Origin of the sequence: Stenotrophomonas daejeonensis (genome assembly GCF_001431505.1) — a bacterium.
Lineage (GTDB): Bacteria > Pseudomonadota > Gammaproteobacteria > Xanthomonadales > Xanthomonadaceae > Stenotrophomonas > Stenotrophomonas daejeonensis.
On record NZ_LDJP01000119.1, the window covers coordinates 1 to 564 of the forward strand.

General features: G+C 67.9%; 1 pseudogene. It reads left to right on the top strand.

What is annotated here, in order from left to right:
• Positions 1-507: pseudogene (locus ABB34_RS14660) on the top strand (peptidase dimerization domain-containing protein); the annotation flags it as partial.
• Between the last annotated feature and the right edge of the window lie 57 nt (positions 508-564).

Consider the following 564-nt stretch of genomic DNA (forward strand, 5'->3'; position numbering starts at 1 on the left):
ATCCCATACGAAGCCGTGCTGGCCGCCGAGCCGACGATGGGCGAGGCGGTGCTGGCGCATCGCGGCATCAGCTCGGTGCTGATGAATTTCAAGGGCCGCGCCGGCCATGCCTCGGGCAAGCAGGATGCGGCGGCAAGTGCCCTGCATCAGGCGATGCGCTGGGGCGGTCGCGCGCTGGACCACGTCGAGTCGCTGGCGCATGCGCGTTTCGGCGGGCTGACCGGGCTGCGCTTCAACATCGGCCGGGTCGAAGGTGGCATCAAGGCCAACATGATCGCGCCGGAAGCCGAGCTGCGTTTCGGTTTCCGCCCGCTGCCGTCGATGGATATCGACCAGCTGCTGGCCACGTTCGCCGGTTTTGCCGAGCCGGCCGCCGCGCATTTCGAGGAAACCTTCCGCGGCCCGAGCCTGCCGTCGGGCGACATTGCCCGTGCCGAGGAACGCCGCCTTGCCGCGCGCGACGGCCCCGACGAACTGGGCCTGCCGCTCGGCAACGCGGTGGGTTTCCTGTCCCTTATAACACACTGACGCTGCCGACGATAGGCAGTTTGTTCACTTCGGTGT